Raw genomic sequence first — 774 nt, 5'->3', positions numbered from 1 at the left:
ATAAACGCCGACATATTCAGCAAAGAAATATCAACTTCCATACTTAGCGATGGTAATAATGGCGTCAAATAGCCAAGTTTAACCCCGGAAGTATGTGCATGTAATACATCCAAATACAGCTCATAATCCCGATTAGTATCTACCTCAAGCTTATTTTTATCTGTATAGACAAGCTCAGCAAGATCCTCAGAATAATCCAAAACATAATCATAGCGAGCAATTGCGGCGATCTTGAAGTTATTAAAACGAATACCACTTTCCCAACGATTATGAGTAAAAGAAAACTCACCCTGACGGTAATGTGGCCCTTTAAACTCATCAAAAGCGATTTGCTTTATTGAAGAGGTCTCACTATGCCCATAGACATCACTTTCTAGGTAGGCCTCATATTCTGCAGGTGCCGCATAAGCATTAGATTTGAGTATAAAGAAGGAAAGAGAGAGGAATAGTAGTGTAAACCTGTGAACTAGCATTCTGAACTAACACCTAAAATAACATCCCTAAAAAAAAGAGAGGCATAACGCCTCTCTTGTATTCCCTATAATCAGGGCATAGCTAGTATAACACTTAAGCAGTATGCCCGATTAAGCATTGACTTAGAACAATGATTCAAACTCAATATTATCTGCATCTTGATCATCAGCAAAAACTAACAACTCAATGCCGTTACGAACTTCATACCACGCGTATAGGAAGTCGTCTTCATCGACAACACCATCCTCATTAGTATCTTTACGGATCTCAATGGTAAATTGTCCGTCTTCCTCACTAATA

1 protein-coding gene is annotated in these 774 nt (G+C 38.2%); it reads right to left on the bottom strand.

The window, feature by feature from the left end; genetic code table 11:
* The coding region (locus A3757_RS01770) for a hypothetical protein (RefSeq protein WP_156506101.1) at nucleotides 1–473 on the bottom strand (473 nt) is incomplete at its 3' end.
* Between the last annotated feature and the right edge of the window lie 301 nt (nucleotides 474–774).

Source organism: Oleiphilus sp. HI0117, from assembly GCF_001635235.1.
Note: the sequence above shows the minus strand (reverse complement) of the source record. Positions and strands in the feature narration are given on the sequence as shown.